Annotated in this window: 9 protein-coding genes and 1 pseudogene; 4 read left to right on the forward strand and 6 right to left on the reverse strand. The window is 71.7% G+C overall.

Translation table 11 applies throughout. The annotated features are described in order from the left end of the window. From ACFU99_RS25255 to ACFU99_RS25265, 3 genes are all read right to left on the reverse strand, one after another. A partial coding sequence (locus tag ACFU99_RS25255; RefSeq protein WP_384395665.1) for a nucleoside deaminase occupies positions 1 to 487 on the reverse strand: 487 nt, incomplete at its 3' end. A 102-nt stretch (positions 488 to 589) separates the two neighbouring features. Continuing rightward, positions 590 to 1,060 carry a cyanase gene (gene cynS, locus ACFU99_RS25260; RefSeq protein WP_384395668.1) on the reverse strand — a complete coding sequence of 157 codons (471 nt, stop codon included), beginning with the start codon at positions 1,058 to 1,060 and terminating at the stop codon, positions 590 to 592. Between the two features lie 68 nt (positions 1,061 to 1,128). After that, positions 1,129 to 1,737 carry a carbonic anhydrase gene (locus tag ACFU99_RS25265; RefSeq protein ID WP_384395670.1) on the reverse strand — a complete coding sequence of 203 codons (609 nt, stop codon included), beginning with the start codon at positions 1,735 to 1,737 and terminating at the stop codon, positions 1,129 to 1,131. 168 nt (positions 1,738 to 1,905) lie between these two features. On the opposite strand from ACFU99_RS25265, the gene cynR reads away from it, so the two are divergent. Next, a complete protein-coding gene (gene cynR, locus ACFU99_RS25270; RefSeq protein ID WP_384395673.1) occupies positions 1,906 to 2,880 on the forward strand; it encodes a transcriptional regulator CynR in 975 nt (324 codons plus the stop codon). A 31-nt stretch (positions 2,881 to 2,911) separates the two neighbouring features. Here the strand turns inward: cynR and ACFU99_RS25275 are convergent, their stop codons facing one another. After that, the gene (locus tag ACFU99_RS25275; protein ID WP_384395675.1) at positions 2,912 to 3,421 is read right to left on the reverse strand and encodes a MarR family winged helix-turn-helix transcriptional regulator; all 510 of its coding nucleotides are present in this window, start codon (positions 3,419 to 3,421) and stop codon (positions 2,912 to 2,914) included. A 76-nt stretch (positions 3,422 to 3,497) separates the two neighbouring features. Between ACFU99_RS25275 and ACFU99_RS25280 the strand changes: the two genes are divergently transcribed. Further along, positions 3,498 to 3,908: a hypothetical protein gene (locus tag ACFU99_RS25280; protein WP_384395678.1), complete on the forward strand. Its 411-nt coding sequence runs from the start codon at positions 3,498 to 3,500 to the stop codon at positions 3,906 to 3,908. Continuing rightward, positions 3,905 to 5,452: an FAD-dependent monooxygenase gene (locus ACFU99_RS25285; protein WP_384395681.1), complete on the forward strand. Its 1,548-nt coding sequence runs from the start codon at positions 3,905 to 3,907 to the stop codon at positions 5,450 to 5,452. The genes ACFU99_RS25280 and ACFU99_RS25285 overlap by 4 nt, the downstream gene beginning before the upstream one ends. Here the strand turns inward: ACFU99_RS25285 and ACFU99_RS25290 are convergent. Then, a complete protein-coding gene (locus ACFU99_RS25290) occupies positions 5,436 to 6,617 on the reverse strand; it encodes a 4-hydroxybenzoate 3-monooxygenase (RefSeq protein WP_384395684.1) in 1,182 nt (393 codons plus the stop codon). The genes ACFU99_RS25285 and ACFU99_RS25290 overlap by 17 nt on opposite strands. A gap of 241 nt (positions 6,618 to 6,858) precedes the next feature. Between ACFU99_RS25290 and ACFU99_RS25295 the strand changes: the two genes are divergently transcribed. Next, the gene (locus ACFU99_RS25295; protein WP_384395687.1) at positions 6,859 to 7,413 is read left to right on the forward strand and encodes a TetR/AcrR family transcriptional regulator; all 555 of its coding nucleotides are present in this window, start codon (positions 6,859 to 6,861) and stop codon (positions 7,411 to 7,413) included. 31 nt (positions 7,414 to 7,444) lie between these two features. On the opposite strand, the pseudogene ACFU99_RS25300 reads toward ACFU99_RS25295, so the two are convergent. Continuing rightward, positions 7,445 to 7,719: pseudogene (locus ACFU99_RS25300) on the reverse strand (oxidoreductase); the annotation flags it as partial.

Genomic DNA, 7,719 nt, shown 5'->3' on the forward strand with positions numbered 1-7,719 from the left:
GGGTACCGGCGACGCGGCGCTCGCCGCCGTTGTTCTCCTGCCAGAAGCGGTAGACGTCGACGGCGTCCTCGCGCGGCTCGTGGCGCATGGGCAGCCGGCGGTCCTGCCAGGGCTTGGCGAACTCGTCGTAGAACGTGTTCAGCTCGAAGTACTTGCGGTCGTCGACATAGTGCGGCTCGTAGGCGTCGCGGGTGGTGAGGAAGACGACCTCGTCAGGGGAGCAGTAGTACAACGAGCCCAGGCACATGGGGCACGGCTGGGCCAGCACGTAGATGGTGGCGCCGGTCAGGTGCTCGGTGCCCAGCTTCGTGCACGCCTCGCGGATGGCGAGGATCTCCGCGTGGGCGGTGGGGTCGTTGGTCTGGGCGACCATGTTCGGGCTCTCGGCGAGGATCTCGCCGTCCTTGACGATGACGGTCGCGAACGGGCGGCCGCCCTCGGTCACGTTCTGACGGGCGAGGTCGATGGTGCGCTGGGCGAAGTCCATGGGGGTCCTCCGAAGACAGTCGAAAGGAAGAAGGGGGTACGGGCCGCCTCGTACAGCGGCAGGCGCGTACTCAGGCAGGGGTGTGCTCAGGCAGGCGCGGGGTCAGAACGGCTTCGTCGGCAGGTACTTGCCGTCCAGGGTGATGACGGCGCGCTCGCCGCCCTCGGGGTCGGCGACCTTCCGCACGTCCAGCTTGAAGTTGATCGCGGAGATGATGCCGTCCCCGAACTGCTCGTGGACCAGCGCCTTCAGGGTCGTTCCGTAGACCTGGATCATCTCGTAGAAGCGATAGATGGTCGGGTCGGTGGGGACGCCGCCGGGGATCGAGCCGCGGGTCGGGATCGTCTGGAGCAGCGTCACCGCGCCGTCGTCCAGGCCGAGCAGCTCGGCGACCGCCTTCGCGGACTCCTCCGGCAGCGGGTGCTGGCCGAGGACCGCGGCGGTGGTGAAGGCCACCGACAGCCCGGCGGCGTCGGCGATCTGCTGCCAGGACAGGTTCTTACGGACCTTCGCCTCGACGGCGGCGTCGGCGAGGGCCTCGCGGGCGCTGGGGTTGAACTGGGCGTGCACCATGATCTGTACTTCCTTCTCTCTGAACTCTCCAGCAGGAGCTTTTCTCATGGGGGGGGCGGGCAGCGGGGTCAGGCCGCGAGTGCGGAAGAGTCCGCGGAGCCCGTGGAGCCCGCGGCGGGCACGTTCTCGACATGGCCGGTCGCGATGTCGAACACCCAGCCGTACAGGGTGACCTGCCGCTCCGCCAGGGCGCGTGCGACCGACGGGTGCGTGGCCAGGTTCGCCAGCTGAGCGCGTACGTTCTCCCGGACCAGGGCCGGAACGTCGCCGGTAGCGGTGGTACGGGCCCGGGAGGCGTCCGCGTGCCGCAGCCAGGTGGCCACGGCCGGAGCGCCGCTGAGGTCGTGGCCCTCGGCCAGGGCGGTCATCGCGCCGCACGCGGAGTGGCCGCAGACGACGATGTCCCGCACGCCCAGCGCGGTGACGGCGTACTCGACGCTCGCCGCCACCCCGTCGGCGACGGGGGTGTAGGCGGGCACGAGATTCCCGGCGGTGCGGATGACGAACAGGTCGCCCGGCTCGGTGCCGGTGATCAGCTCGGGCACGACGCGGGCGTCGGAGCAGCCGATGAACAGGGTGTGCGGGCTGTGGTGCGCGGCCAGGCGGGCGAAGAGCTCCGCCTTGGCCGGGAAGACGTCCCGCTGGAAGCGGGCGACGCCCTCGGCGAGGTCCTGCATGGATCACTCCCTCCGGTGGTGAACGGCCTGTGCGGGCTGTGGCCGAACGGATCCGTCTGGTCTCGACCGGCCTGGAATCCACCATGCATGAGCTGCACCTATAGAGTCCAAGAGCTGCTATCGATAGAAGTCAGTGGCGACATCTATAGCCGCACTTATAGTGGTGTCATGGCCGCTGCTCTGGAACTGCGTCATCTGCGCTATCTGCTCGCCGTGGCCGAACACGGCAGCTTCACCCGCGCCGCCGAGGATCTGCACATCTCCCAGCCCACGCTCTCCCAGCAGATCCGGCAATTGGAGCGCACCCTGGGCGTGCAGCTGCTGGACCGTACGGGGCGGACGGTGCGGCTCACCGACGCGGGAACCGTCTACACCGACCACGCCCGGCGCGCCCTGCGCGATCTGGCCGCCGCCGAGCGCGCCGTCCACGACGTCCAGAACCTCTCGCGCGGCCATCTGCGGCTGGGCGTCACCCCCACCTTCATCGCCTACCTCACCGGCCCGCTCACCGCCGAGCTCCACACCCGCCACCCCGGCATCGGCCTGACCCTGGTCGAGACGACGCAGGACCGTATCGAGGCCGCGCTGCTCGCCGACGACCTCGATCTCGGCATCGCCTTCGCGGGGGACCACCTGCCCGGCGTCGCCCCCACCCCGCTGTTCACCGAGACCCTCAGCCTCGTCACCGCCGCCGCCGCGCAGCGCACCCGCACGGCGTCGGAGCCGCTCCCCGTACACGATTTGAGGGGGCGGCAGCTGGCGCTGCTCAGCAGCGACTTCGCCACCCGCGCGCACATCGACGCCTACTTCGCCCGCCATCAGGCCGCCCCGCGCATCACGGTCGAGGCCAACTCCATCCAGGCCCTGACGGAAATCGTCCGGCGCACGGATCTGGCCACCGTCCTGCCCGACGCCATCACCCACGATCACGCCCACCTCTCCCCCGTCCCCCTCGACCCGCCCCTGCCCGCGCGCACCGTGGCCCTGTTGCACCGGCAGGGCGCGTACCGCAGCGCCGCAGCGCGCGCGTTCACCCGGATCACCCGCGATCTCGTACGCGCTCGCGGGTACGCGCCGCCGCCGGGCGGACTCCCGGCCGGCGGCGTCAACGCATCGGACGCCGGCGCGTCAACTGTGGGCTGACGCACCCCCGGACCGGCGCGCGCGGTCCGGCTCAGCTCTCGCGGTCCCCCAGGGCGATCAGCACCCTGCGCAGATCGCCGTTGAGCCGGCGCTGGTCCTCCGTGGACAGCGCGGAGAGCAGGCGCAGTTCGGTCTCGGTCTTGGTGGCGAAGACGTCGCGGGCGCGTTCGGAGCCCTCCTGGGTGAGGCTGACCATGACCGAGCGCCGGTCGTGCGGCGCGAAGTCGCGTACGGCCCACCCCTTGGCCTCCAGCTTCGCCACGCGGTTGGTGACGGCTCCGGAGGTCAGCTGCATGGCGGTGGCCAGTTGACTGGCCGTCAGCTGACGTTCCGGCGCACGGAGGAGGCAGGCCAGCAGCTCCAGCGCCCACAACTCGATGCCGTGCGGGGCGAGTTCCCGTTTGAGATCGGTCTCCAGGCGGTGGGTGAGGCGGCGCAGGCGGTACGCGAGGGCCTTGGCCTCCAGCGCTTCGCTGTCGTGCTGCTGGGTGAGGAAGTCGACCATGCCGTCGACGTAGTCGGCTGCGGGTTCCTGGGGCACGGGCGGCCTTTCGTAGTGAGGTCGGGTGAGTTATCGTAAGGTTCATTATCTTAACGTTCTCCCAATTGGAGGGGCCATGAGAACCGCACGCGAGAACGCCGGCGCCCTGATCACAGCGGCGGGCATCGCTGCCGCCGCTCCGTCCGTCTGGCAGACCATCACCCACATTACGGACGAGACCTACCGCACTCCGGAAGTACGGAACGGCGCGGGCCACGTCCAGTACCACATGGCCCGCGAGGCGCTGATCACCGCCGGGGCCGTGGGCACCGTCGTCATCGGCGTGCTGGCCGGACCGCGCCGCGGGCGCGCGATGTGGCGGGGCATGGCCGCCGCGGCGGCCGGGTTCACGGCCGCCATGTGGTCCGGCGGCCCGACCACCGGCGTCTGGGCGCCGAACCGCGCGGCGCTCGCCATCCACGTCGCCTCCACCACCGGACTGACCGCCGGTGTACTGCTGCTGCGCCCGAAGGGGGAAGGCCGGTGACCGCGGACGTCGTCATCGCCGGGGCCGGCCCGGTCGGGCTGCTGACCGCGGCGCTGCTGGACGCGGCGGGGGTGCGCGTCCAGGTCTTCGAACGCGAGGCCGGGCCCAGCGTGCACTCGAAGGCCACCACGGTGCACCCGCGCACCCTGGAGGTCCTCACCGCGCTGGAGACCGGCGGGCGACGGCTGTCCGACGTCCTCGTCGATCAGGGGCGCCCCCTCCCCCGCGCACACTTCGCGGCGCTGCCCGCGATGCTGGACTACTCGGCTCTGCGGACGCCCTTCCCGTACGTCCTGATGATCCCGCAGGCGCGCACCGAGCGAGCCCTCACCGACTATCTGCACGAGCGCGGCGTCCCCGTGCGCTACCGCCGACCGGTGACCGATGCCGAGCAGGACGCTTCGGGGGTGCGCGTGCACACCGGGGACGACGTGCACGAGGCCCGCTATCTGGTGGGCGCGGACGGCGCGCGCAGCCTGGTCCGCCGCCTGGCGGGCATCGGCTTCCCGGGCACCGCCCCCTCCCTCGTCGGCTTCGCCGCCGATGTGGAGCTCGCCGATCCGCCCGGCGCGCCGTCGCACCGCTGGTTCCGGGACACCGGCAGCCTGAGCATCGTGCCGCTGCCCGACGGCCAGTACCGGATCTTCGGAACCGAACCCGCCGACACGGGGCTCACGTCCGAGGAGGTACGGGCACGACGCGCGCGGCCGCAGTCGCTGGAGTGGCTGCGGGCCACCCTGCGGCGGATCACCGGCTCCGACTGCGGCGTGCGCGGCGCGTCCTGGATCACGAACGCCACGGACAGCACCCGCAACGCCGACCGCTACCGCTCCGGGCGGTTATTGATCGTCGGCGACGCCGCGCACATCCACCTCCCCGCGGGCGGCCAGGGACTCAACGTCGGCCTCCAGGACGCCGCCAACCTCGCCTGGAAACTGGCGGCCGAGCACCACGGATGGGCGGCCGGCCGGCTGACCGACGGCCCGTACGACTACGACAGCGAGCGCCGGCCGATCTCGGCGCGGCTGGCCGCCAACACCCTCGCCCAGGGCGCCTTGATGCACACCTTCACCCCCGGGGGCGAGGCGCTGCGGGCGATGTTCAGCGATCTGATCGCGCAAGGCGGCGATGTGGCGAGCGAGTTGACGGGATGGCTGTCCGGGCTGGACCTGTCCTATCCCGCGCCGGACGGCGCTCATCCCGTGACCGGGACAAGGGCGCCCGATCTCGCTCTCGCCGGTTCGTCCCTGCTGCACGCCTTGCGCCAGGACGCTTTCGTACTGGCCGACTTCACGCCCTCCGGCCGCTTCGCACACCTAGCCTCCCGACGCGTCGACGTACGGGCCGCCCGGCCCGGCTCCGGCCCCGGAGCCTGGTCCGCGGTGGAGGCGGCCCTGATCCGGCCGGACGGCTACGTCGCCGCGGTTTGCGCTTCGGGGTCCGCCGCGGAGTCAGCCGCCGAGTCCTCAGCACCGGACGCCTTCGCGGACGAGGTAGCCCGGTGGACCACGCCCGGAATGAGCGCCGTCAGTTCAGTCCGGTGAGGAACTCGCCGAAGAGCCGGCCCGCGGTCTCCGAGTCGTAGAGGCGCTCGAACTCGGCGCGCGCCAGGCGGCGTCGGAACTCTCCGTGGTAGGAGACGTCCCCCGCGTCGTGCATGAGGTCGGTGAACCACGCGGCGAACGCCTGGTAGTTCCACACGTGCTTCAGACAAGTGGCGGAGTACGACTCCAGCAGGCTCGCGTCCTGTTCCTCGATCTGCCTCACGACGGCCGTGGCGAAGACGTCGGCGTCGTGCAGGGCCAGGTTCATGCCCTTGGCGCTCATGGGCGGCACGATGTGCGCGGCGTCGCCGAGCAGGTACAGGCGGCCGAAGCTCATCGGGTCGTGGACGACGCTGCGCAGCGGCACCAGCGTCTTGCCGGCTATCCGCCCCTTCACGGCGACCGGTTCGCCGAAGCGCGCCTCGATCTCCTCCCAGATACGGTCGTCCGTCCACTCCTCGACGGTGGAGTCCAGGGGGCACTGGAGGTAGAAGCGGCTCGCCCGCGGGCCGCGGGCGAACTGGCCGGCGAACCCCCGGTCGTGGACGGCCATCATGGACTGGTGGTTGGCGGGGGCGTCGGCCAGTACGGTCAGCCAGGCGTACCCGTACTCATGGGCGTGGCGGGTCAGTTCCTCCTCGGGGATGCTCGCCCGGCTGACGCCGCGGTCCCCGTCGCAGCCGGCGATGAAGTCGCAGGTGATGGTGCGGGGCACGCCCGCGCTGTCGCGGTAGCGCACGCGCGGCCGGGGGCCGGTGACGTCTTCCAGCGTCACGTCCCCGGCTTCGAAGCGGAGGTCGCCGCCGTCGCCGACGAACACGTCGATGAGGTTGCGTACGAGCACCTGCTGGGGGCAGAAGCGCCCGTCGACGTGGTCGTCGGTCACGTACCGGAAGGGCCGCGTCTCGCCGTCGATCCGGAAGTTCAGGACCGGCTCGAAGGGGGCTCCGTCGAGGACCCGGTCCGCCAGGCCCCGCTCGCGGAACATGCGCGCCGCCCGGGGGTCGACGACCCCCGCGCGCTGGCGCTGCTCGACATACTCACGGCTGCGCCGCTCCAGTACGACGCAGTCGATCCCGCTGCGCAGGAGGAAGGCGCCGAGCGTGAGACCGGCGACGCCGGAGCCCACGATCACGACAGTGGTGTTCTCGTCCGTCACGGACATGGATGGTGCTCCTCGATGCTGTGGTCAGTGCTATGGGCAGGGCTGCGGTGAGCGCTGCGGCCAGTACTGCGGCCAGTGCGTGATTCCGGGGGCGAGCCGCTCTGCGCGCTCGCGGCCGGACCGCGCGTTCTCGCGTCCGCGCCGTGCGTTTGGCACGCCGGGACGCGGCGACCTACCCTTAAGCGAAGTCGTCACTACGCATCATACGTAGTCCTCACTACGTTTACAAAGGGGGTCCGGTATGCGCCGCGATGGAGCCGCCAACAGGGAGAAGGTCCTGCTGGCCGCCGAGCAGGTGTTCGCCGAGAAGGGGGCCGCCGCCTCCACCGACGAGGTCGCCCAGCGGGCGGGGGTCAGCATCGCCACCGTCTTCCGTAACTTCGCCACCAAGCAGGACCTGATCGAGGCCACCGCATGCCGCTATCTGGAGAAGCTGACGGCCGAGGCGCTGCGGCTCGCCGACAGCCGCGACGCGGGCGCGGCCTTCGCCTCCCTGATGAAGACCCTCGCGGCGGCCGGGCCGGTGAAAATGACCCTGCTGGACCTGCTGCCGCCCCATGACGACGACGGAGAGGGCCTGTCCCAGCCGGTCACCGAGTCCGCCGACGCCTTCCGCGCGGCCCTCGACGGCGCGCTCCGCCGCGCCCAGGCAGCCGGAGCCGCCCGCTCCGACATCACCGCCGCCGATGTCTCCCTCCTCCTCCGGGCCCTCGCCCACGCCACGGATCTCAGCGAGGGCGAGGCGCTCGACCGGGCCGTGGGCATCGTCCTCGACGGCCTCGGCGTGCCGCGCTGACGCAGGGACTCCCGCGATTTCCGGACCCGGCTCAGCGGCGCAGGGCGAGCACCGTGCCCCGCGTGACGGCCTCCTTGAAGCGGGCCGAGGGGCGGCCGGTGAGGACGGCGTCGACGGGGGTGTCGTCGCGACGGGTGAACTGGGTGAGGCCATCGTGGCGGCCGAGGCTGATGTTCTGCCAGACGTAGCGGAGGCGCAGCGGCGCGGGCGTGCGGCCGGTGAGCGAGGCGACGACGCTGCGCGCCGCGTACGCGCCCATCGGCAGCCCCGTCTGACACGACATGCGCGACGCGGCGCCGCCCGGCC

The organism is Streptomyces sp. NPDC057654 (assembly GCF_042800135.1).
Lineage (GTDB): Bacteria > Actinomycetota > Actinomycetes > Streptomycetales > Streptomycetaceae > Streptomyces.

Bases quoted from the DNA above. Each gene is read 5' to 3' on its own strand.
- cynR (WP_384395673.1), top strand. From the start codon at position 1,906: ATGGCCGCTGCTCTGGAACTGCGTCATCTGCGCTATCTGCTCGCCGTG.
- cynS (WP_384395668.1), bottom strand. From the start codon at position 1,060: ATGGTGCACGCCCAGTTCAACCCCAGCGCCCGCGAGGCCCTCGCCGAC.
- ACFU99_RS25290 (WP_384395684.1), bottom strand. From the start codon at position 6,617: ATGTCCGTGACGGACGAGAACACCACTGTCGTGATCGTGGGCTCCGGC.
- ACFU99_RS25280 (WP_384395678.1), top strand. From the start codon at position 3,498: ATGAGAACCGCACGCGAGAACGCCGGCGCCCTGATCACAGCGGCGGGC.
- ACFU99_RS25265 (WP_384395670.1), bottom strand. From the start codon at position 1,737: ATGCAGGACCTCGCCGAGGGCGTCGCCCGCTTCCAGCGGGACGTCTTC.
- ACFU99_RS25295 (WP_384395687.1), top strand. From the start codon at position 6,859: ATGCGCCGCGATGGAGCCGCCAACAGGGAGAAGGTCCTGCTGGCCGCC.